At 58.7% G+C, this 23,023-nt stretch carries 15 protein-coding genes, 2 rRNA genes and 2 pseudogenes (1 of these 19 cut by a window edge); 18 read left to right on the top strand and 1 reads right to left on the bottom strand.

All coding sequences use genetic code 11. The features are described 5' to 3' along the window. The 18 genes and pseudogenes from FDQ92_RS06270 to FDQ92_RS06185 form a co-directional block, all read left to right on the top strand. A 23S ribosomal RNA gene (locus FDQ92_RS06270) occupies positions 1 to 848 on the top strand (it extends 2,152 nt beyond the left edge of the window). Between the two features lie 79 nt (positions 849 to 927). Further along, positions 928 to 1,044, top strand: a 5S ribosomal RNA gene (gene rrf / locus FDQ92_RS06265). Between the two features lie 142 nt (positions 1,045 to 1,186). Further along, positions 1,187 to 1,531, top strand: coding sequence for a hypothetical protein (locus FDQ92_RS06260; protein WP_137423789.1), 345 nt, complete (start codon positions 1,187 to 1,189; stop codon positions 1,529 to 1,531). A 32-nt stretch (positions 1,532 to 1,563) separates the two neighbouring features. Beyond that, positions 1,564 to 2,082, top strand: coding sequence for a hypothetical protein (locus tag FDQ92_RS06255; RefSeq protein WP_137423788.1), 519 nt, complete (start codon positions 1,564 to 1,566; stop codon positions 2,080 to 2,082). Positions 2,083 to 2,658: 576 nt separating this feature from the next. Then, positions 2,659 to 3,603: an acetyl-CoA decarbonylase/synthase complex subunit delta gene (locus tag FDQ92_RS06250; protein WP_137423787.1), complete on the top strand. Its 945-nt coding sequence runs from the start codon at positions 2,659 to 2,661 to the stop codon at positions 3,601 to 3,603. An 85-nt stretch (positions 3,604 to 3,688) separates the two neighbouring features. Beyond that, positions 3,689 to 5,650 (top strand): anaerobic carbon-monoxide dehydrogenase catalytic subunit, encoded by a 1,962-nt coding sequence (cooS, locus tag FDQ92_RS06245; RefSeq protein WP_137423786.1) that lies wholly within the window; start codon positions 3,689 to 3,691, stop codon positions 5,648 to 5,650. A 123-nt stretch (positions 5,651 to 5,773) separates the two neighbouring features. Next, complete coding sequence (gene acsB, locus FDQ92_RS06240; protein WP_137423785.1) at positions 5,774 to 7,987, top strand: acetyl-CoA decarbonylase/synthase complex subunit alpha/beta; 2,214 nt, start codon at positions 5,774 to 5,776, stop codon at positions 7,985 to 7,987. A 79-nt stretch (positions 7,988 to 8,066) separates the two neighbouring features. Continuing rightward, positions 8,067 to 9,419 (top strand): acetyl-CoA decarbonylase/synthase complex subunit gamma, encoded by a 1,353-nt coding sequence (gene acsC / locus FDQ92_RS06235; protein ID WP_137423784.1) that lies wholly within the window; start codon positions 8,067 to 8,069, stop codon positions 9,417 to 9,419. Positions 9,420 to 9,530: 111 nt separating this feature from the next. After that, a complete protein-coding gene (locus tag FDQ92_RS06230) occupies positions 9,531 to 10,412 on the top strand; it encodes a dihydropteroate synthase (protein ID WP_137423783.1) in 882 nt (293 codons plus the stop codon). A 238-nt stretch (positions 10,413 to 10,650) separates the two neighbouring features. Then, positions 10,651 to 13,391: pseudogene (gene ppdK, locus FDQ92_RS16175) on the top strand (pyruvate, phosphate dikinase). 141 nt (positions 13,392 to 13,532) lie between these two features. Continuing rightward, a complete protein-coding gene (locus tag FDQ92_RS06220) occupies positions 13,533 to 14,468 on the top strand; it encodes an HpcH/HpaI aldolase/citrate lyase family protein (protein WP_137423782.1) in 936 nt (311 codons plus the stop codon). A 180-nt stretch (positions 14,469 to 14,648) separates the two neighbouring features. After that, positions 14,649 to 16,304 carry a sensor histidine kinase gene (locus FDQ92_RS06215; protein WP_137423781.1) on the top strand — a complete coding sequence of 552 codons (1,656 nt, stop codon included), beginning with the start codon at positions 14,649 to 14,651 and terminating at the stop codon, positions 16,302 to 16,304. A gap of 21 nt (positions 16,305 to 16,325) precedes the next feature. After that, positions 16,326 to 17,711 (top strand): sigma-54-dependent transcriptional regulator, encoded by a 1,386-nt coding sequence (locus FDQ92_RS06210; RefSeq protein ID WP_137423780.1) that lies wholly within the window; start codon positions 16,326 to 16,328, stop codon positions 17,709 to 17,711. Positions 17,712 to 17,995: 284 nt separating this feature from the next. Further along, positions 17,996 to 18,442, top strand: a complete 447-nt coding sequence (locus tag FDQ92_RS06205) for a response regulator (protein ID WP_137423779.1) — start codon at positions 17,996 to 17,998, stop codon at positions 18,440 to 18,442. A 502-nt stretch (positions 18,443 to 18,944) separates the two neighbouring features. After that, positions 18,945 to 19,895 carry a hydrogenase small subunit gene (locus tag FDQ92_RS06200; RefSeq protein WP_137423778.1) on the top strand — a complete coding sequence of 317 codons (951 nt, stop codon included), beginning with the start codon at positions 18,945 to 18,947 and terminating at the stop codon, positions 19,893 to 19,895. Positions 19,896 to 19,972: 77 nt separating this feature from the next. Further along, on the top strand, positions 19,973 to 21,613 hold the full coding sequence (locus tag FDQ92_RS06195) for a nickel-dependent hydrogenase large subunit (protein ID WP_137423777.1): 1,641 nt from the start codon (positions 19,973 to 19,975) through the stop codon (positions 21,611 to 21,613). Between the two features lie 75 nt (positions 21,614 to 21,688). Beyond that, a complete protein-coding gene (locus FDQ92_RS06190) occupies positions 21,689 to 22,189 on the top strand; it encodes a HyaD/HybD family hydrogenase maturation endopeptidase (RefSeq protein WP_137423776.1) in 501 nt (166 codons plus the stop codon). A gap of 202 nt (positions 22,190 to 22,391) precedes the next feature. Beyond that, positions 22,392 to 22,634: a HypC/HybG/HupF family hydrogenase formation chaperone gene (locus FDQ92_RS06185; RefSeq protein WP_137423775.1), complete on the top strand. Its 243-nt coding sequence runs from the start codon at positions 22,392 to 22,394 to the stop codon at positions 22,632 to 22,634. Positions 22,635 to 22,780: 146 nt separating this feature from the next. Here the strand turns inward: FDQ92_RS06185 and FDQ92_RS16440 are convergent. After that, positions 22,781 to 22,955: pseudogene (locus tag FDQ92_RS16440) on the bottom strand (asparagine--tRNA ligase); the annotation flags it as partial. Between the last annotated feature and the right edge of the window lie 68 nt (positions 22,956 to 23,023).

The following is a 23,023-nucleotide window of genomic DNA, read 5'->3' as shown; positions in this document are numbered from 1 at the left end:
ACCCCGTGCACCTTTACTACAGCTTGGCATTGGATTTTGGGCGTGTATGTGTAGGATAGGTGGGAGGCTATGAAGTGGGGGCGCCAGCTCTCATGGAGCCGCCCTTGAAATACCACCCTTACGCGTCTAGGATTCTAACCTTGGGAAGTGATCCTTCCCGGGGACAGTGCCTGGTGGGTAGTTTGACTGGGGCGGTCGCCTCCCAAAGGGTAACGGAGGCGCGCGAAGGTTCCCTCAGGCTGATTGGAAACCAGCCGTAGAGTGTAAAGGCATAAGGGAGCCTGACTGCGAGAGAGACATCTCGAGCAGGGACGAAAGTCGGTCTTAGTGATCCGGCGGTTCCGTATGGAAGGGCCGTCGCTCAACGGATAAAAGGTACGCCGGGGATAACAGGCTGATCTCCCCCAAGAGTTCACATCGACGGGGAGGTTTGGCACCTCGATGTCGGCTCATCGCATCCTGGGGCTGGAGCAGGTCCCAAGGGTTCGGCTGTTCGCCGATTAAAGCGGTACGTGAGCTGGGTTTAAAACGTCGTGAGACAGTTTGGTCCCTATCTACCGTGGGCGCAGGAACTTTGAGGGGATCTGTCCCTAGTACGAGAGGACCGGGATGGACGAACCTCTGGTGTACCAGTTGTCCCGCCAGGGGCACCGCTGGGTAGCTATGTTCGGAAGGGATAACCGCTGAAAGCATCTAAGCGGGAAGCCCACCCCAAGATAAGAGTTCCCCCGTCCCGCTTCGGCGGGACGCTGAAGGCCCCTCGTAGACCACGAGGTTGATAGGCCGGGTGTGGAAGTCCGGTAACGGATGAAGCTGACCGGTACTAATAGGCCGTGAGGCTTGACCATCCCTTTTCCCAAAGGAAAAACCCAAGCCGACCCCCGCCCCATACCGTTTACCCCTGTTCAGAACTGAATCCCCCCTTGGGCCGGTGACTCAAGCGAGGAGGAAACACCCGTTCCCATCCCGAACACGGAAGTTAAGCTCCTCTGCGCCGATGGTACTGCGCGGGCGACTGCGTGGGAGAGTAGGGCGTCGCCGGTCCATCTCCATATTAAGCCCCCCGGGCACCGAAAGCCCGAGGGGCTTTTGTTTTTGACGGAGCTTGATCTTTGGACTTTCAGGTGCTTAAAATAAGCAAGACGCAAAAACTGAGTGCCTCTTTCAGGGGAAAGGTACCTAGAATATGATAGAGCTTCTGGACCTCAACGATTTCTTTGCCGGGACTTCCGACGACCTTTACTACGTGGGATTTCTCAAGACCAAGGAAGCGTGGATGCCTCTTTGCTTTGTTAGTGAACCGGACCAGAAATCCTTCCTGGATACTCTCTACGTTTCGCGGTTGCAGCCTCCCCTTCGAGCGTTGCTCGATGGCTATGTCGGCCGGGTGGAGGGAATTGAAGATACGTTCATCCACTATCTTTTTCCCGAAGAGATCCGGAACTTGATTGACCGCTACGGTTTGGAGAGGGTCGCCGTGGTTCATTCCGAGGGCCTCGAGGATGGCTGCGGCTGTGGTTGCAGGGGTTGACGCGGCGTTTCCTTTCGGCGGGACGGCTCAGCATGGCACAAATTGTATACGGTCATCCCAGTGCGAGCAAGTACCGGTTCCACGTCTTCACGGACCTGGATTTCTGGGACGCTCGAAGAATTCTCAAGGACGTGGCCTTGGTGAAGCGGAATTTCGGCCATAGCCCGCCCGGCGACTTCTATCCCACCCAAGTGGTGTCGCAGGATGCCGGTCGAGTCCTCGCCGCCGTAATTGAGCGGAGGCTCAGAAAGGCCATCGCTTCCCCACCCCGCCACGTGATTGTACGATCCATCCTCATGGACGGTTATTTCCAGTTCGACCCGTTGCTCTATTACCCCGCACGGTGGGGGGTGGAGAGAATGCTTCGTTTCACGTGGTGGCGGCTCCCTTTGGATCAGAGTCTGCTCAGTGATCCGTACCATACGGCGCGGGTGTTCTGGGTCGAAGGGAAAATCCGAATCGAACGGGAGACGCGAGCGGCCAAACACGATCCGGTGATCCGCACAAGGAGGGACGCCAGGAAACATCTGGTCATCCCCAGTTGCTTCTGACGTGAGGTCTGCCCGGCTCCGGTGTTCTGAGGTGCTGCCGTAGCAGAACTGCGGGATGAGAGCCGGGTCCGCACGCAGGTTTCGCCCCTTGCCTCCAGGAAATCAAAACGAGTTGACATTTCTTTGTGAATCTTATATCTGTGAAGACCACACGCTAAGAGGGCCTTGTCCGCATCGCGGGCGGCCTCTTATGCCAGCGGCTGCCATCCGGTGATTGAAGGGCCTCTCTTTAATCGGCTGAGCGCCCATGAGCAGTGACCCCACTCGCCAGTCAGAACAAGGCTCGCTAGCAAAACAATTCATCATGTCTTTCATCGTCGTTTTCGAGGTTGCTACTGAGCGGGCGGGTGTGTTCCGGAGGGGTTTGGCCGGTGAGCTTTTGGGAAGGAAGGCGTAGTGGATCCCCTCATCGGACGGACTGATGCGGGAAGGGGACATTTGCTTTTTGATGTAGACGGTCGGTTCTGGACCGCTTCTCATTGAACCGGTCGCGACGTTCGGAAAAGACCTATGGGGAAGGGTATTTGAGGGGGTGTCAAATGAAAAAAAGCACAAATCTGAAAGGAGGTATGAGCCTTGGCTTTTGAACTGATCAAACAAAAATACACAGGGAGCATTCGGAAGGTCACCCTTGGGTTGGGTGACAAAGCGGTCACCGTGGGTGGGCGCAGCGCTTTTCCTTTTTACACCTTTGAGGGAGAGATGCCGCATCCCCCTAGGGTCGCCATGGAAATCTGGGACAAGGATCCTTCGGCGGAGTGGTCTGATGCCGCCAAAGAGCCGTTCCAGGATGTGCTTGCCGATCCGGTAGCTTGGGCGAAGAAGTGCATCGACGACTACGGTGCTGAAATCATCGTGATTCAAACCAAGAGCGCGGATCCCAACGCCGACAACAAGCCGGCTCAGGAAGTCGCCGCGGTGGTGAAGAAGGTGGTCGATAGCGTCGACGTTCCGGTCGTTGTTTGGGGGACGGCCAACCACGAAAAGGACACGGAAGTAATGCGGGCCGTGGCGGAAGCATGTGCCGGAAAGCACCTGGCCCTGTCGCCCGTAGAAGAGGGGGATTACAAGCAGATCGGTGCAGCGTGTCTGGGATATGGACATACAGTGGTTGCTTCGTCGCCCATTGATGTCAACCTGGCCAAGCAGCTGAACATCCTGCTCGGGAACCTGGGCGTCAAGCCGGAAAACATCATCATTGATCCGACCACGGGCGGACTGGGCTACGGGCTCGAATACAGCTATTCGGTCATGGAAAGAATCATGCAAGCGGCCCTCACGCAGCAGGACGAGAAGCTGCAGCAGCCGATGATCAACAATATGGGCAACGAAGTCTGGAAGAGCAAGGAAGCCAACCTGACGGCCGACGAAGCCCCGGACCTGGGGGATCCGAAGAAGCGCGGCGTGATGATGGAAGCCCTGACGGCTGTCGTCCTTCTTTTGGCTGGTTCCGACGTGCTGGTGATGCGCCATCCCGATGCGGTGAAGCTAGTCAAGGGCTTCATCGCGCAAATGGTTTAGGACGTTCCCGGAAGGCACGGAAGTGCGAGTCATCCTGGCAACCGGAGAATCATCGCCCCCACGAAGGGGGAGAAGAGGTGCGATCATGGCTGAAGAGAAGAAGGCGAAGCAGTACAATTTCCGTGATTTTTCGATGTGTGAAGCGACGGTCCAGATGCTTGAGAAGGCGGCGGCCGACGGTGTGGAGACGGCGTTTCAGCGGGCGGCGGAGATGAAGCCGTGCCCGATCGGTGCGGATTCGGCCTGCTGCAAGCATTGTTTCATGGGTCCGTGCCGTTTGAATCCCAAGGATCCGTATGCGAAGGTGGGGGTGTGCGGGGCAACTATCGACACCATTGCGGCGCGGAACTTTGCGCGGATGGTGGCGTCTGGGTGTGCCGCGCACACGGACCACGGGATGAGCATGCTGGATGTGTTCCGGGAGGTTGTAAACGGAAGGATCGCCGACTACAAGATCAAGGACGAAGAGAAGCTCCGGACGGTGGCGGAGAGCATCGGCATCGAGACGGCGGGCCGGGAGGTGAAGGAGATCGCCTTGGATCTCTATCACGAGCTGGAGCGGACCTACACGCAGGTGGAAGGCGAGATTCCGTTCGTCAAGCGGGTGCCGCCGAAGACGGTTGAGACCTGGCGGAAGCTGGGGATCGTTCCGCGGGGGTCCATGCGCGAGATCATGGAGATCATGCACCGGACCCACATAGGGGTGGACCAGCACTACGAAAACATCGTGAAGCAGTGTTCGCGGACGGCGCTCGCCGACGGCTGGGGCGGTTCGATGGTGGCCACCGAGATTTCGGACATCCTTTTCGGGACGCCGAAGCCGTTGGTAGGGGGCGTGAACATGGGGTTTTTGAAGGAAGACCACGTGAACGTCATCGTGCACGGCCACGAACCGAACCTGTTCGAGTCCATGATCGATTCGGTCAACGACCCGGCGCTCGTCGAGAAGGCAAAGGAAGCGGGAGCCGCCGGGATCAACCTTGTGGGGATGTGCTGCTCGGGGGCGGAGGTATTAAGCCGTCACGGGGTGCCGCATGTGGGGAACTTCATGAGCACGGAAGTCGTCATCGCCACGGGGGCGGTGGACGCCATGGCGGTGGACGTCCAGTGTATCAAGCAGGGGCTTTCGACCATGGCCAAATGCTACGGGACGAAGTTTTTCACCACCAATCCGCGGGCGAAGATCGAAGGGGCGGAACACATCGAGTTCCATGAACACACGCCGCGTTCGTGCACCGACAAGGTGGTGCAGCTGGCCATCGAGCGGTACAAGAACCGGCCAGGGCGGGTGGTGATCCCGCAGCGGCGTGACATGGGGATCCACGGGTTTTCGCACGAATATATCAGCTACATGCTGGGCGGGACCTTCCGCGGTTCGTACGTGCCCCTCAATGAAAACATCATCAACGGCCGGATCCGAGGCCTCGCAGGGGTTGTGGGCTGCACCAACCCGCGGGTGAGGCACGACTACGTGCACGTCGAAGTGGTCAAGGAACTGATCCGCAACAACGTGCTGGTGGTGCAGACGGGCTGCTCGCAGATTGCCCTCGCCAAAGCGGGCCTCATGAAACCCGATGCGGCGGTGTTGGCTGGAGACGGCCTGGCGGAAGTGTGCGAAACGGTGGGGATGCCGCCGGTTCTGGGGCTGGGCTCCTGCGTGGACAACAGCCGGATCCTCATCGCCTGCGCCGAGATGGTCCGTACCGGCGGCCTGGGCGAAAGCATTGCGGATCTTCCAGTTGCGGGGGCGGCCCCCGAGTGGATGAGCGAGAAGGCCATCAGCATCGGCCACTATTTCGTGGCCTCGGGGCTGTACACGGTCTTCGGCGTGGGCTTCCCCGCCATAAAAGGGACGAAGTTCCACAAGCTCCTCTTCGAAGGCCTGGAAGAACTGGGCTGCGGCAAATGGGGCTTCGCGGAAGATCCCATCGAAATGGCTCACCTCATGATCTCGCACATCGACAAAAAGCGCGAAGCCCTTGGCATCATGGGCGAACGCGAACGGAAGCTCTTCGGCATGGAAGACCGGCGCGCCATGGAGGTGTAAGAGCGAGGGAGTCCCGTTGCGCCGGGTGCGCATCGGGTCTCCACCTTGCTGAGCTTCCCGGCGAAGAGTCGGGGTGGAAATTCAAACAACGAAGCAACATCCCTTAAGAAAAGGAGTGCCGTTATGTCCAGGTTAGTAGCATTTGCGGCGATTCAGGGCGCTTACAATATCGTTTCCAAGGCGGAAGGCAAGTTCAAGAAAGCCATGGATAAGTACGGGCCCAATCAGCCTTTGGAATTTCCGAACACCGCCTATTACCTGCCGGTGATTTATTCCATACTGGGGATCAAGGTGGAGAAGCTCGCCGACGCGGAACCGGTGTTGCAACGCTGCTGGAAGCTGCTGCCGGCTCACATCAAGGAACGGATTTACACGCCGTACCTGGGCTCAATGTTGGACGCCGGAATGGCGGCGATTCTGGCCGAAGAAGTGGTGGAAGCGATCCGCTATGTTGAGGATCCGGACTTCTACTTTCCTGCTGAGGATCCGGACCTGGAAGCCGGAAAGATTTGGCTCGGCGCGGCCGACGACGCCATCATGAGAAAGCGTGGGATCGAGTTCGTGGACGGAAGCGCCCCAGGCTTTGCCACCATCGTCGGGGCGGCTCCGAACCCGGAAATCGCCAAGGCGATCGCTGAGGAATATCAACGGAAAAGCCTGTACGTGTTCATGTGCGCCAACCAAGGGGGCACCACCTTCGCGGAACAGCTCATTGAGGCCGGAGTCCAGATCGGTTGGTCGACACGGCTCGTTCCCTTCGGCCCGGATATTTCCGCGGCGGTGTTCGCGCTGGGTTTTGCCAATCGCGCGGCCATGTCCTTCGGCGGCGTGGAACCCGGCGACTACCGAAAGAACCTGCTCTACAACAAGAACCGCATCTTCGCCTTCGTGAACGCTTTGGGTGAGGTGAACGCCGAATGGGCGGCCAACGCGGCCGGAGCCGTCAACTGGGGTTTTCCGACCATTGCCGACACGGACATCCCGGAAATCCTACCGACCGGTGTGTGCACCTACGAGCACGTGGTTTCCAGTGTGCCTTACGACCAGATCTGTGCCAAATCCATCGAAGTGCGCGGCCTGAAGGTCACGATCACGGAGGTTCCGGTTCCGGTGGCTTACGGGCCGGCATTTGAAGGTGAGCGCGTGCGCAAGGATGATGTGTATTTGGAGTGCGGCGGCGGAAAGACTCCATGCGTGGAATTGGTCCGGATCGCCGACATGGACAAGGTGGAGGACGGCAAGGTCGAAGTGATCGGTCCGGACATCAAGGACGTCCAGCCCGGAAGCCGGTTGCCGCTGGCGGTGGTGGTGGAAGTGGCCGGCCGTAGGATGCAGGAAGACTACGAGCCGATTCTGGAACGCCAGATTCACCATCTGGTGAACTACGCCCAGGGGGTAATGCACATCGGTCAGCGGGATATCGCCTGGTACCGCATCGGCAAGGCCGCGGTGGAAAAGGGCTTCACCCTGGAGCACATCGGCAAGATCCTCCATGCCAAGTTCCACCAGGATTTCGGAGCGATCTTCGACAAGTGCCAGGTGAAGATTTACACCGATGAGGCCAAGGTGAAGGAATGGGTTCCCGTGGCACAGAAGGTGTACAAGGAGCGCGACGAGCGCATCGAGGGTATGACCGACGAAACCACGGAGACCTACTACTCCTGCATCCTGTGCCAGTCGTTTGCTCCCACCCACGTGTGCGTGGTGAGTCCCGAACGGACAGGACTCTGCGGAGCCTACAATTGGTTGGATTGCAAGGCGTCCCATGAAATCAACCCTACGGGCCCCAACCAGCCGGTCAACAAGGGCGAGTGCTTGGATCCGAAGCTGGGCAACTGGAAAGGTGTGAACGAGTTCGTGGAAATGGCGTCGCGCGGTGCGGTGAAAAGCGTCAATTTCTACAGCGTCGTTTACGATCCCATGACCACCTGTGGATGCTGTGAATGCATCGCTGCGGTTCTCCCGATGTGTAACGGCATCATGACTGTCAACCGGGAATACATGGGCATGACCCCCTGTGGGATGAAGTTCACGACGCTTGCCGGAACCATCGGCGGCGGGCTGGTGACGCCGGGTTTTGTGGGACACGCCAAGTACAACATCACGCAGCGTAAATTCATCGTGGGCGACGGCGGCATCAAGCGCATGGTTTGGATGCCCAAGATGCTCAAGGAAGAAATCCGCGAGCGCCTTATACGGCGGGGCGAGGAGGTTGGGGTCCCGAACCTCGTTGACATGATCGCCACCGAGGAGCAAGGGGTGACGGAAGATGAAATCCTCCCCTTCCTCCAGGAAGTCGGCCACCCGGCGCTTTCCATGGAACCCATTCTCGGATAAAGCCCCGAGCAGAAGGGACCGAGTCCCTTCTGCTCGGTTCAGAAATTGCGGATGCGAAAAGCGATGAGGAGAGAAGCAAATGGGCTTGACGGGTATTGAAATCTATAAACTACTTCCCAAAACCAACTGTGGAGACTGCGGTGTTCCCACATGCCTGGCGTTTGCCATGAACCTGGCTGCAGGAAAAGCCGAGCTCGACGCTTGCCCTCACGTTTCCGAAGAAGCCAGACAAAAGCTGGCGGCCGATTCCGCTCCTCCCATCCGGCCGCTCACCATCGGTACGGGCGATTATGCCGTGAAGATCGGCGGTGAACTCGTCCTGTTTCGGCATGAAAAGACCTTTGTCAATCCTCCGGGGTTTGCTGCTGTGGTGGCGACGGACGAGGACGATGCCTCTGTCGCCGGGAAGATGGAACGATTCAAGGCCAGTCAGTGGGACCGCGTGGGATTGACGCTTCGTCCCGAAATGTTCGCGGTGAAGGATGTCGGGGGAGATGCAGGAAAATTCGCGGCTCTTGCCAAGAGAGTCTCTGATGAGACCGGAGCGGCCCTCATACTCATGAGTGAAAATCCAGATGTCATGAAGGCGGCGGCGGGGGAACTGAAGGACAAGAAACCGTTGATCTACGCAGCGACGGCCGAAAACGCGGACGCCATGGGGGCGTTGGCCAAGGAACTCGGCTGCCCGGTGGCGGTCAAAGGTGACGGGACGCTCGACAGCGTGATCGCCCTCACCGAAAAACTCACGGGCATGGGTATCAAGGACATTGTCATCGATACCGGAAGCCGGGAGTTGAAGAAGCTGTTTCAGGATCAGATCCAGATCCGGCGTGCCGCGCTGAAGAACCGGTTCCGGCCCTTGGGATTTCCAACCATTGTTATTGCCAACGAAATGGCGGACGACCTGATGGGCGAAGGCCTGGTGGCCGGGACCTTTGTGGCCAAGTACGGCGCATTGATTGTTATGAGCGATTTCCAGCCGGAGGTGCTCTTCCCGTTGCTGATTGAGCGCCTGAACATCTACACCGACCCGCAGCGGCCGATGATGGCGGAGCAGGGGATCTATCCCATTAACAATCCGGATGAAAATTCCCCCGTCCTGGTCACCTGCAATTTCTCACTCACCTACTTCATCGTGTCGGGAGAAATCGAAGCGAGCCGCGTGCCGGCTTGGCTGTTGGTCCAGGACACGGAAGGCCTTTCGGTAATGACGGCTTGGGCGGCCGGAAAGTTCAATGGGGAGAGCGTGGGTACTTTCATCAATAAATGCGGCATTATGGACAAGGTGAAGCACAAGAGCGTGGTGATTCCTGGTTATGCGGCGTCCATCAGCGGAGAGCTGGAAGAAGAGATCCCCGGTTGGAGCGTTGTTGTCGGACCTAGAGAAGCCAGCCATATTCCGAAGTTCCTCAAAAGCTACCAGCCGGCTTAGGGGGGAGACCGGCGGAAGGAGCGGGGCAGCCGTTCGAGGTCGAACCTTCCGCCGACTTCCCGCCGGTTCTTGGGCAGGGATACGCGGACATTCTAGAGGGGGGAGAGTCGCATGAAGCTTATTGGTGAAAATCTCAATATCATGAGCAAAAAATACGGGAAGGCTCTGAAGGAGCGGGATGCCAAGACGCTGCAGGAGTTGGCGGTGATCGAGGCCGAAGCCGGTATGGACTACATTGATCTCAACATAGGTCCGGCCGGCAAGACGGGCGAGGAAATGATGAGCTGGCTGGTGCCGGTGATCCACGAAGTGGTGGATCTGCCGCTGGCGCTCGATACGTCCAATGTGAAAGCCATCGAAGCGGGGCTCAAGGCCCACAAGAAGGGCCGGGCCATGATCAATTCCATCATGGTGCGCCAGGAACGCATGGATGCGCTGCTGCCGCTTGCCAAGGAATACGATGCGGAGTTCATCGGACTGCTGTGGGGACCGGAAGGCATGCCGCGGGATGAAAATGAACGCGGCGCGCTGTGCGCCGAGCTGCTTTTCCGGGCGAGCGATCTGGGAATTGTCCCGGAAAGGATTTACATCGACCCGATTCAGACGCCCGTGAACGTTCAGCAGATTCAGATCATGAGTGCGCTTGCTTTCATGGATATGTTCGCCGACATGGCGCCGGGGTGTCGCAGCACTATCGGGCTGTCCAACGTTTCCAACGGAGCGCCGGAGCATTTGCGGCCGATCTTGAACCAGGTCATGCTCATCCTTTGGAAGCGGCGCGGCATGACCTCGGCCATCGTGGATACCTTCGACAAGAAACTGCACCAGATCGCCAAGGGGAAGCGCCCGGAACTGGAAGCGCTGGTCGCCAAGGTGGAAGACGGCGAAGAAATCGACATGGCATCGCTCAGCAAAGAAGAGCAGGACTTCGTCAAGACAGCCAAGGTGATCCTCGGGCATACCCTTTATTCGGATTCCTGGCTGGAGGTTTGAGAGCAGCTTGCCGTCAGCGCTTGCGGCCCCATCTATCGGCTGGTGGGGTCTTTTTGTTCCGAAAAGGGCGAATCGAGGAAGAAGTCGATGCGAAGTGGTTGAAGTTCCCAGCGCGGCGAAGTCAGGGTGATCGGAAACCACCGGTCGCTCCGCCTTCGCCGGCGACGGGAAAGGGCGACGGTGAGGTGAGAACCACAGGTGTTTTTTGAGCCGGAGTGCGGGAGGGGAGAAGCAGCATATGGCAACCAAGTACGTCTACTTTTTCGGTGAAGGAAAAGCCGAAGGCAGTGCCGAGATGAAGGAACTGTTGGGTGGCAAAGGGGCAAATCTGGCCGAGATGACCAACTTGGGGATTCCCGTACCGCCGGGTTTTACCATTACGACCGAAGTCTGCACCTATTTCTACAGGCACCATCACGAGTATCCGCCTCAATTGGACGCTCAAGTGAACGAAGCTCTCAAGCGCCTGGAGGACCTCATGGGTCGCCGATTCGGAAATTCCGAGCGACCGCTTTTGGTCTCGGTTCGATCGGGTGCGGCGAAGAGCATGCCCGGCATGATGGACACGGTTTTGAATCTGGGGCTCAATGATCGGACTGTGGAAGCGCTCGCCAGGGAGACCGGGGACGAGCGATTCGCCTACGACTGTTATCGGCGATTCCTTGCCATGTACGGCGACGTGGTGTTGGGGCTCAAACCGGAAGACAAAGACGATGTGGATCCCTTCGAAGAGGTGATCGACGAAATCAAGAAGGCCCGCGGTGTTGAATTCGACCATCAACTTTCAGCGGACGACCTCAAGGAACTGGTGCAACGATACAAGGCGCTCATCAAGCAGAGGCTCGACATTGAGTTTCCCCAGGATCCCAGAGAGCAGCTCTGGGGTGCGATCAGCGCGGTTTTTGGATCCTGGGACAACCCCCGGGCCATCACCTATCGCCAGTTGAACGACATTCCGGACGATATGGGGACGGCGGTTAACGTACAGGCCATGGTCTTCGGAAACATGGGCGACGACTGTGCGACCGGCGTGGCCTTCACACGAAATCCGGCCACAGGGGAAAACGTCCTTTACGGCGAGTATCTGATCAACGCCCAGGGGGAAGACGTGGTCGCAGGGATTCGGACTCCGCAGCCGATCAACCGATTGCAGAAGACCGATCCGAGCATGGTGTCGCTGGAAGAGGCCATGCCGGAAGCCTACCAGGAGTTGGAACGGATCCGCAGCATTCTGGAGCGCCACTACCGCGACATGCAGGACGTGGAGTTCACCATCGAGCGCAAGAAGCTGTGGATGCTTCAGACGCGGTCGGGCAAGAGAACGGGGTTCGCGGCTTTCAAGATCGCGGTGGACATGGTGCGTGAGGGCATCCTGACCGAGAAAGAGGCCCTGATGCGGGTGGAACCCAATCAGCTCAACCAGCTGCTTCGACCGATCTTCGATCCCAGGGCCAAGGAGGAAGCACTCGCCCGCAAGTCGCTCCTTGCCAAGGGGTTGAACGCGGGGCCCGGAGCGGCGACCGGCCGTGTGGTCTTCAACGCTCCGGATGCTGAACAATGGGCCGAAAGGGGCGAAAAGGTGATCCTGGTTCGGCTTGAGACTTCCCCGGAAGATATCCGGGGCATGCATGCCGCCGTGGGAATCCTTACGTCGCGGGGGGGATGACGTCCCATGCGGCGCTGGTCGCCCGCCAGATGGGCAAGGTATGTGTGGTCGGCTGCCACGCCCTGGAAATCGATTATCGCAAGCGGCAGATCAGCGTCGACGGGCGCCTGGTCCGTGAAGGGGACTGGATATCCATCGACGGATCGACCGGAGAAGTCTTTGAAGGGCGGATCCCCACGCGCCCGTCGGAGGTCATGCAGGTTCTTGTGGAGGGAAGCATGGCCCCCGAGGATTCCCAGATCTATCAGGATTACGTGGCGCTGCTCACGTGGGCCGATCAGCACCGGAAGCTCGGCATCCGCACCAACGCCGACCAGCCCGATCAGGCGAAAACGGCGCTTGCCTTCGGCGCAGAAGGGATCGGGCTCTGCCGAACCGAACACATGTTCTTCGAAGGCAACCGGATCGACGCGGTTCGGGAGATGATCCTTGCCGAGGATCGCAAGGGCCGCGAACGGGCCCTGGCGAAGTTGCTTCCCATGCAGCGGCAGGATTTCGTGGGGATCTTCCGAGTCATGAACGGGCTTCCGGTGACGATCCGCACATTGGATCCGCCGCTTCACGAATTCCTGCCGCAAGGTGAGCGTGAATGTCGGAAGCTTGCAGAAGAGATGGGGGTTTCCTTGGAGCGTGTGGAAGCCAAGATCCAGGCGCTGCACGAAGCCAATCCCATGTTGGGGCACCGGGGCTGCCGACTGGGGATCGTCTATCCGGAAATCACGGAGATGCAGGCACGGGCCATTCTGGAAGCGGCCTGCCAAGTGAAGAAGGAAGGAATCGACGTCCATCCCGAGATCATGATTCCTCTGGTGGGGCATGTGGCGGAACTGGAACACCAGAAGCAGGTGGTCGATCGGGTGGCCCGGGAGGTCATGGAACAGCATGGTGTGACCGTGTCATACCAGGTTGGGACCATGATCGAGGTTCCCCGGGGAGCCATAACGGCCGACGAAATCGCCCGGGTGGCGGAGTTCTTCTCGTTTGGGACCAATGACCTCACCCAGACGGTCTACGGGATCAGCCGGGACGATGCCGGGAAATTTCTGCACGATTACCTGGATCTCAAAATATGGACCTTCGACCCCTTCGAGCGGATCGATCGGAGTGGAGTCGGTGAACTGATGGAGATCGGGGTCCGGAAAGGCCGATCGACCCGACCGGAGTTGAAGATCGGGATTTGCGGCGAGCATGGCGGGGAACCCAGTTCGGTGGAGTTCTGCCATCAGATAGGGCTGGACTACGTGAGCTGTTCCCCTTACCGGGTGCCCATCGCGCGATTGGCCGCGGCACGAGCGGCCCTCATGGAAGCGTAGGGTGCTAGCGCGGGGAGAAGGCGTAGAGAGGTTGAGGGATCCGCTTGCGTCTTCTCCTTGCCGCGTTCTGTCTGCCGGGATATTGTTTCCCTCCCAATCAATGGAATTTCGAGAATCTCGATTTCTGAAGAGGGGTAAAACATGGAACGGCCCGTTCGGCTCCGGAGGTCGATCCTTTCGGTTCCGGCCAACCGGGAAAAGATGGTTCGAAAAGCCTTCGGGCTTCCGGCGGATGTGATCATGCTGGACCTGGAAGACAGCGTACCCGTGGACGAAAAGGACAACGCCCGCGGTGCCGTCGTCGAGGCGCTTCGATCGGGCGAATGGGGGGATCGCGTGCGATCCTTTCGCATGAACGGGATGGATACGCCTTATGCCTACCGCGATGTGATCGACGTCGTGGAATCGGCGGGCGATCGACTGGACGTGATCGTCATACCCAAGGTCAACGATCCCGCGGAAGTCCGTGCCGTCGACTATCTGCTCACCCAGATCGAGGCCCGAAAGGGGTTCCCCGGCCGCATCGGGATCGAAGCCTCTATCGAAACAGCCGAGGGGATGCTTCGGGTAGGGGAGATCGCCTTCAGTTCGCCGAGGCTGGAGGCGCTGGTTTTCGGGGTGGCGGACTACGGGGCGTCGCTGACCATGCCGAGCCGGGGTGTGAGCGGCCACGGCGACGCGGAGGCGTTTTACCCGGGGCATCGGTGGCACTTCCCCTTGAGCCGTATGGTTATGGCCGCCAAGGCCGCAGGGCTCGCCGCCGTGGATGCGCCCTACGGCGATACCAAGGACCATGAAGGACTCAGGCGCTCCTGCCTCATAAGCGCCGCCCTGGGCTACGACGGCAAGTGGGCGATTCACCCGGATCAATTGCCCATCCTCAATGAAATCTACAGTCCTTCTTCGGAAGATGTGGCGCGCTCGGAGCGATTGCTTGCAGCTTATGAAGAGGCCCGTCGACGGGGCGAAGGATCGCTCGCCCTGGACGGAAAGATGGTGGATGCAGCTTCGATCCGACTGGCGAAGAATGTGTCCGCGCAATGGGAAATGATCAGCAGCAGAAAGGATCCTTCATAGCGGCTGCCAGTGCGCCCGAACCCCGAAGTTGCCGTACGACCGCACATTCTCTCCTTCCTCGAACCATGACCGCGCCTTGTGCTCCCTACTCTGCCCGTTTTCCAGCCGTTTGACTCGGAGCTTTCAGTTGTCCGGGGAAAGGGAACCCATCTGCCTGGGGTGGAGCGGCGAAAGGAAGAGGTGACGAAAACGGCGATGGAAATGCCTCGGCAATCCGATGTACGGCTCGCAAAGGCGGGCGAACCGGTCCCGTCCGATGAACAGATGATTCGTAGGGACAAAGAACTACAGATCCTCATCGACATCTCGGCGGTCCTTCACAGTTCCCCGAAGTTGGATGAGGTGCTGCAGGAGGCGCTCATGGCCATCCTGCGGACGCTCCGGCTCAAGATGGGGGCCGTTTACCTGATGGGCGGCAGCGATGCCGGAAGGCATGAACTGCGCCTCGCGGCCCATCACGGTTTTGGTTCCACGCTGACTTCCGACATTCAGCGTTTCAGTGTGAGCGATAAATGGGTGGAACGATTCGATTCCCACGAACCGGTGGTCTGGTTTCCCCGTGAAGGCATCTTCTTCCCGACGCTCAGAAAGCGGATGGCTGAAGAACACATCGAAGAAATCATCCGCATCCCCCTTTTTACAAGAAAGGGCGTCCTGGGGCTGCTTTATCTGGCCAACCATGGCGACCTGCAGGTCCGGCCCGATCGCAAGGCGTTCCTGGCCACCATCGGGCACCAGATCGGGGTGGCCATCGAAAATGCGCAATTGTTGGAATCCGTGCAGCGTGCCAGGATGGAATTGGAAATCACCTTCGACGCCATTCAGCACAGCATCTTCCTGATCGATCACAAAAGCCGGATCCTCAGGATCAACCGGACCAGTGAGGCGGTTTATGGCGGGATGGGCTGCCTGATCGGCAGGCTCTACTGGGATGTGCTCTACCAGCGCGATGAGCCGCCGTCCGACTGCCCCATTACGGAATGCCTGCATTCCAAGCGGCCCGTTCAGCGCGAAGGGCCTCATCCCCTCTGGGACGGTTACTACCGCTACTATGCGTTTCCCGTACTGAATCGTTCCGGCCAGCTGGAACGGGTGGTCTATTATGAAAAGGACGAGACGGAAGCGAGAAAACTGGAGCAGCGGCTGCAGCAGAACGAGCGCTTGAAGGCTCTGGGGACCTTGGCGGCGGGGATAGCCCATGAAATCCGCAATCCCCTCGCCACGATCAATTTCAATGCTCAGTTGCTTCACCGTGAGCTCAGCCTTGAACCGACGCAACAGGAGATGTTCCACGATCTCATCGCCGAAGCGAAAAAGATCGACGCCATCGTGCGCCAGGTTCTGAGCTTTGCGAGACCCCGCGAACCCCAGTTCCTGCCCGCGAACCTGAACGCCATCGTCAGGAACTGTTACCAGCTGGTTCGGGTCCATTCAAGGAAAACACCGATCGAGTTCACGTTGGATTTGGATGAGAAGGTGCCGCCGCTTGTAATGGACCAGGACCAGATCACCCAGGTACTCATGAACCTGGTGATCAACGCCGTGGAGGCTATGCCCAACGGGGGGACGCTGCGAGTGAGCACGCGGTGGTTCCCGGATACGGCTTCCGTGGTGCTGGAGGTCCGCGACAGCGGCGAGGGCATCCTTCCGGAAGATCAGGACCGCATCTTCGATCCCTTCTTTACGCGCAAGACGGAGGGGACGGGGTTGGGCCTGAGCATTTCCAGACAAATCCTGGAGCGTCACGGGGCGCACATCGACGTGGAGAGCCGGGCCGATTCAGGAACCGCCTTTCGGGTGACCTTCCCTTCAAGATGGAGCCGGGTCCTCGTGTGACGCCGGCATCTACGGGTTTCCATGCGCGAAAAGCAGAAAATCCTGTTGGTTGACGATGAGCGGGGCTTCCGGCAGGCCATCGTGAGGTTTCTTCAGAAGGATCACACGGTGATCGAAGCGGCCACGGGCCGCGAGGGGTTGGAACTGGCCAGGGCCGAAGAACCCGACCTGGTGTTGCTCGACATCGGTCTTCCCGACGAAAGCGGCCTGGAAATCCTGACGCAACTGAAGGAGCTCCGACCGTCTCCGACGGTGGTCATGGTCACGGCTTACGAGCAGGTCAAAGACGTTGTGCTCGCCATGAAGCGGGGAGCCTTCGACTACCTCGTGAAACCCGTGGACCTCGAGGAATTTGAACTCACCATCCAGCACGCACTGGAAAACGCCAGCCTCCGAAACGAGGTGGACCGCCTTCGGCAGGAAGTGCAACGGCTACAGAAGGTGGACCGGCTCGTGGGGCGCAATCCATCGTTTCTGGAGGCTCAGATGCTTGCCGTAAAGAGCGCCCAAAGCCCGGATGCCGGCGTGCTCCTGCAGGGCGAAAGCGGCGTAGGCAAGGAACTCTTCGCACGACTTATCCACTCCAGCAGTCCACGCGCCGCCTATCCATTTGTGGCTCTCAACTGCGCGGTTTTCAGCCCGGAAATCATCGAAAGCGAACTCTTCGGCTATGAAAAGGGCGCGTTCACAGGGGCCCGCGCTGAAGGCAAGGAAGGGCTGCTGGAAGTGGCCGACGGCGGAACCCTGTTTCTGGATGAAGTGGTGGATCTGCCGGCGGAGGTTCAGGCGAAGCTTCTGCGCGTCATCGAAGAGAAGGAATTCTATCCGCTGGGAGGCACCAAGAAGCGCCGGGTGGACCTACGAATCGTATCGGCCTGCAACCGGAACCTGTGGGAAGCGGCGGAACAAGGCGCCTTCAGGAAGGACCTTTTCTTCCGACTGGCCACCATCCAGATCAAGCTGCCGGCCCTTAGGGATCGCAGACAGGACATCCTGCCGCTCACGCACTATTTCCTCGAACAGCTCAATGACAAATACGGAAAGCGGTTCCGGACGGTGAGCCCGGATGCGCAGAAAATCCTGCTGTCCTATGCATGGCCCGGAAATGTCCGAGAGCTTCGAAACGCCGTCGAACGTGTTGTGTTGCTGGAAAACGACGACACCGTCCTGGGCCGCCACTTGCGTTTCCTTGGACCCGGTGGGGAGGCGGCGAAGATGGAAGGCGAAGACGCCGGTCTGGGGGTCGAACTCCCCGATGAAGGGGTTTCTCTCCAGGCGCTTGAAAAGACCGTTATCAAAAAAGCCTACGAAAAGTGCGGCCGCAACAAATCCAAAACGGCACGTTTTCTTTCCATCCCCCGCCACGTACTCCTGTACCGGCTCAAAAAATACGGTATCGGCTCTTAGGGCTGTAGAGTATTGTCCATCTCCCGACTCCAATGAAGATAATGCGCCACCCTTCAAGAAAGCTGGAAACGCCGAGGGTCCGCGTGCTTTCCGGCGGTACCGGCGACGTGGGAGGGACGGGCATGTGCCGAATAGTCTTCAGGAGCGGAAGGAGCCGGTTGCCGGGTAGGAACGGCTCAGACCCTGGTTTCTGCTGAGAAAGAGCCGTTGGGACCCTTTTGGCATGCCCGTTGCTTACTGAGACTTGCATATGCGGTGGCTCTACGGACCGGGATGAGGTGATCATGCAGCGAGTGCTCCTTGTTGAAGATGATGCTCCCTTCAGGCGCTCTTTGCAAAGCTACCTGGAACGTTCGGGATATGACGTGGTCAGTTGCGCGACGGCTCGACGCGCCATCGAACTGCATTCTCGCGCCCCTTTCGACCTTGCGGTGATTGAATATCATCTTCCCGATGCCAACGGTGCCGATCTCGGCCGACGGCTCATGCTGATGCGACCCGACCTTCGAGTGGTGATGATCTCATTCTACGATTACGACCTGATTTCTCGAGAGGTGCGAAAAGCCGGTGTTCAGGGTTTTCTCAAAAAGCCGTTCGATCCTGCTGAATTTGACGCGACTTTGAAGATGATCACAAACGCCGATTCGTTTCACGCTCACAATGCTGTGCCGGTTTTAACGGTAGCGACGGATCCTCTTCCGGTTCTGTCGCCAAGTGGAGGGACTCTCTGACAGTTGTAGTGGATGCGCTTTCTGGGTTGGCTGCGGTGGTAGCGACTGGGTTGAATGGGAGATGTAACGCGATTTCTATTCCCTGTGTGTGTTCCTGCGGCGGTTCTTGTTCGAGCGATTGATGCGGTGCTTCACGTTGCGGTGGAAATACGAGTGCTTGTGCAGATTCCCGTGGAAACGTCATCCGGTTTGGTGCTGAGGCTCTAACTTCACGTCCCTGTTGATTTTCATTCTCACCGGAGAGCCCCTTTATGCTGAAGGCCACAGGGTTTTGCCCTGTGGCCTTTTGGTATTGAGTGCATGCCCCCCCGACTGGGGCGGGATGGCGAGGGTTCCTTTTCGTTTGTACTCGCCGGCGGATTTCTTTAGAACTTCGGTGGATGTGCCTCGCAAGACTAGGGTGTGGCGCATTTCGGTGCGGCAGGGGCTTTCGTATGTTCAATCGCTGTGAGCTGGTGGGTCCACGGGATTTTTAAAGAATCTACCAAGAAGGAGGCGTTTCATGAGCTGCGACAAGAGCATCGACAGGCGGCTTGCAGAAAAGGGTGTCAGTCGGCGCGAGTTTCTCAAGTTCTGCACCATGGTATCTGCGACCATGGGGCTCGCCCCCTCTTTCGCGCCCAAGATCGCTCAGGCCATCACGGGTTCTCAGCGTCTTCCGGTGGTCTATCTTTCTTTTGCGGAATGCACGGGGTGTACAGAGGGGCTTTTGCGGAGCACCTATCCGTGGTTCGATGAGCTGCTGCTGGAGACCCTATCGCTTGAATACAACGAAACCGTTTTTGCGGCTGCAGGCGAGCAGGCCGAAAAGGCCCTTCACGATGCGGTGACGAAATACGAAGGCCAGTTCCTGTGTGTTGTGGCCGGAGCCATTCCGACGGCGGGCGACGGCATATACGGAATGATCGCCGGGAAGACCATGCTGGAAATCGCGCGGGATATCTGCCCCAAGTCCATGGCGGTGATCTGCATTGGCACGTGCGCCTCTTTCGGTGGTGTTGCGGCGGCGGCTCCCAACCCCACCGGCGCCAAGGGAGTGGAAGACGCTCTGGGTGAGGCGCTCCCAAAGCCGGTGGTCAAGATTCCCGGCTGTCCTCCGAACCCCATCAACTTTGTCGGAACCGTGGTGAACTATCTGCTCTTTGGGAAACTCCCCGAACTGGATGCCTACAAGCGCCCGCTTTTCGCCTACGGAAAGACCATTCACGATCAATGCCCTCGCCGGTCCCATTTCGAAAACGGTGAATTCGTGGAAGAATGGGGTTCCAAGGAAGCCGAAATGGGCTGGTGCCTCTACAATATGGGCTGCAAGGGGCCTGAGACCTACAACAATTGTCCGACCGTCAAGTTCAACGACGGAACAAGTTGGCCGGTCCAGGCGGGTCATCCCTGCATTGGTTGCAGTGAGCCGGATTTCTGGGACACCATGTCCCCCTTCTACAAAGCCCTGTAAGGAAGTCCTTGGTGACTGAAAGGGCCCTGCGCGCAGTGGGGCGGAATCGTTTTCCCCGAATGCAGGAGTGAGGAACCATGGCACAGCGAATTGTCGTGGACCCGATCACGCGGATCGAGGGCCATTTGAGAATAGAAGTGGAAGTGGCCAATGGAAAGGTCACCAACGCGTGGAGCAGTTCCACGCTTTTTCGCGGATTGGAAATCATCCTCAAGGGGCGCGATCCCCGTGATGCCTGGCTTTTTACGCAGCGTGCGTGCGGCGTTTGCACCTACGTTCATGGGTTGGCTTCCATTCGGTGTGTGGAGGACGCCGTGGGGGTGACGGCTCCGCCCAACGCCCGTCTCATCCGGAACTTGCTCATGGGCGTGCAGATTCTCCACGACCACTTGGTTCATTTCTATCACCTCCACGCCCTGGACTGGGTGGATGTGGTGAGCGCTCTTCAGGCGGACCCCGTCAAGGCCTCGCAAATCGCCAACCAGGTTTCCCCGGCCGGAAAGAGTGGGCCGAGCGACTTCAAGGCCGTCCAGCAGCGGCTCCAGAAATTCGTGGATAGCGGTCAGCTGGGTCTTTTTACCAACGGCTATTGGGGGCATCCCGCCTACAAGCTTCCGCCGGAAGTGAACCTCATCGCCACGGCCCATTACCTGGAAGCCTTACGTCAGCAGGCTCGAACGGCGCGGATGCACGCGGTGTTCGGTGCAAAGAACCCTCACCTCCAAAGCCTGGTGGTGGGCGGGGTTTCTTGTGTGGCGGATCTCAACCCGGATCGCATTTCGGAATTCCTTTATCTCTGGAAGGAGACCAAGGACTTCATCGACAACGTGTACCTTCCGGACGTTTTGGCGGTCGCCGGCTTTTACAAGGACTGGGGGGCCATCGGCGGCACCAGCAATTTCCTTGCCTACGGTGAGTTTCCTCAAGGCGAAAAGGAACCTGAAAGCCTTTTCTTGCCGCGCGGGGCCATCTTCAAGCGGCAGCTGGGCAAGGTGGATGCCGTGGATGTGGACAAAATCGTCGAACACGTCAAGTACAGCTGGTACGAGGGCGACAAAGCGCTGCATCCGTCTGTAGGTGAAACGAAGCCGGCGCCGTCCAAGCTGGACACGGCGAAGGAATACAGCTGGACAAAGGCCCCCCGGTACATGGACGAAGCCATGGAAGTGGGACCGTTGGCCCGGGTGTTGGTGGCCTACGGCAGGGGTCATGAACCCACCCGCAAGTTGGTGGACGACGCCCTCAAGCAGCTGGACGTTCCCGCCGAAGCGCTCTTCAGCACGTTGGGCCGCACCGCTGGCCGTGCCATTGAAACAAAGATCATCGCCGATGCCATGGAAGGCTGGATCATGGAACTGGTGGAAAACATCAAGCGTGGAGAAAACCGGACCTTCGCGTCTTATGAAATGCCTCAGGAAGCCGCCGGCATGGGCTTGAACGATGTGCCTCGGGGAGCGTTGGGCCATTGGATCGAAATCAAGGGCCAGAAAATCGCAAACTACCAGATGGTGGTGCCGTCCACGTGGAACCTTGGCCCGCGATGCGCGGCCGGAAAGCCGGGCCCTGTGGAAGAGGCGCTCATCGGTACCCCGATCGCCGACCCGAAGCGGCCGGTGGAAATCCTCCGGACCGTGCATTCGTTCGATCCCTGCATCGCCTGCGCGGTACACGTGATCGATCCCCGAACCAACGAAGTCTACAAATTCAAAGTTGCATGATTCGGCCGTCGGCAAGCGGGAAGATCTGGAGAACCTGGCCGTTATCGGTCAGGTTCTTTTTTCGAAGGGGAATCAATGAAACCGGTGGACCGCCAGCGAAAGGTTTTGGTGCTCGGTGTGGGAAACATCCTGCTCCGCGACGAAGGGGTGGGTGTCCGCGTGATCGAGGCGTTGTCCGAGGGGTATGAATTTTCCGACGGCGTAGAGTTGCTGGATGGGGGAACTTTGGGACTTCGGCTGTTGGATCCTATCTGCGAGGCTCAATACGTGATTGTTGTAGATGCTGTGCAGAACGGCCGGCCGCCCGGGACGGTCTATCGGCTGAACGTAGAGGAGTTGAATCGGCGGGTGGCCTTCAAGAACTCGATCCATCAGCTGGATCTTTTGGAAACGCTCGCCTATGCGGAGATTCTGGGAAAACGTCCGGCGGTCGTGGTGGTGGGAGTCGAGCCGGGAGACATTTCTTCATGGGGGACTGAACTGACGGGTGCGGTCGCCTCGAAGGTTCCGGAACTGATTCGATGCGTTCTCGATGAGATCGAAAAGGCGGGGGGGCGCTGGAAAAGGCGGGAATAAAAGGCCGGCGCGATTACCGGGACCTGGTTTTGAGATCTCTTGAATAAAACCTGTTCGTCCAACGTCCCCCCCCAGGGGGTTTACCCGGCGGGGCCGTGGGATTAACATACGAGTGGTCTCACCGGGGATATTCCGGCCTTGAGCCGGCAAAAGAGCGCGTCGAAGCCCGGTTGAGCGTTTGTTCAGAGAGGGTACGGGAACAATGTGTCTAGCCATTCCAGCGGAAATCGTCCAGGTCGACGGCGACATGGCGACCGTCCGTGTGGGTGAAGCCGTTCGTAGAACGTCGCTGACGCTCCTTCCCGAAGAAGCTGTGGTTGGCGACTACGTGATCGTGCATGCCGGTTTTGCCCTGCACAAGATTGATCCCGAAGAAGCCCGGGAATCGCTGCGCCTGCTTCGAGAACTGGCCTCTTACATCGACGAAGAAACACCGTCATCCTGAACCGCTGTCCCGGCGGATCGTCGCGGTTCATGATGCTCCGCCGGCCGGAGACGACGGCGGGGGGTTCCCAGCGGTTCGGTCAGACCGAGACCGCCTCAAAAGTCCGCCGCCCAGACGTTCCAAGGTCGCTGCAAGTCCCGCGTTTCCGTGTTCGGCGACGATCTGAAGGTTCCTGAGGCAGGAGCCGTCGTTCATTTCGATAAAACTGATCCCTGCATTGGAATCCCGCCTGATGCGCACCCAGCCCTGAACGATGATCTCGCAGTCGATAAATTCCTTTTCGCGCCGAAAGAGTTCAGCGATTCGGATTCCCCGTTTCATGAAGGGCGTTCTCCTTTGAACTGTCGGGGCTTTGCAGGTTTTTGCCGCATCCTGCGGGCAGGATTGAT

This window comes from Desulfoglaeba alkanexedens ALDC, from assembly GCF_005377625.1.
GTDB lineage: Bacteria > Desulfobacterota > Syntrophobacteria > Syntrophobacterales > DSM-9756 > Desulfoglaeba > Desulfoglaeba alkanexedens.
Note: the sequence above shows the minus strand (reverse complement) of the source record. Positions and strands in the feature narration are given on the sequence as shown.